This is a genomic window from Vibrio sp. Y176, from assembly GCF_033438945.1.
The window spans coordinates 1-536 of sequence record NZ_JAWOQS010001087.1 but is presented as its reverse complement, the minus strand read 5'-3'; the positions used below and the strand labels follow the sequence as shown (position 1 = coordinate 536).

Below are 536 nucleotides of genomic sequence, written 5' to 3'. Positions count from 1 at the left end.
GTGGTCGCAGCAGCGGGGGCCGCTGGGTACCTGTACCAAAATAACCTTCCTCAGAGCGGTTCAAGCTCACTATTGGCGCAAATCCCAGCCGATTCGCTCGTAGTTACTTTCCAAACAGAACCTTTCAAACACTACGAATATGTGAACGCGTTTGGCTCTGCCAATCAAATGACCATGTCTGATATGTTTGTTGGTGAGCAGCTGTCACCAAAAGAGCAGTTTGCGATCGATCTGTTTGACGGATACTTAAAAAGTGCTGCGTCGCCAGAAACTTTGAAAGCGTACTTAGGTACAGGCGATGAGATCAACCCAGTGCTTTACACGCTCGGTATGGTGCCAGTTTACAAACTGCCAATCGAGAATCCAGAGGCGCTTTGGAAAACGTTGGATCACGAAGAGCAAATGAGCGGCGTGACACACGAAAAAGTGAAGCTGGGTACGGTGGAGTACCGTCGTTATGAAATGACGGATGCAGTAGATCCGCAAGATGGCATTGGCTTAGTTGTGGCGGTTATCGACAACGTGCTAACCGTGAC

At 49.3% G+C, this 536-nt stretch carries 1 pseudogene; it reads left to right on the top strand.

Annotation, left to right across the window (positions count from 1 at the left end):
• Positions 1–536, top strand: a pseudogene (locus R7O13_RS30350) (hypothetical protein); the annotation flags it as partial.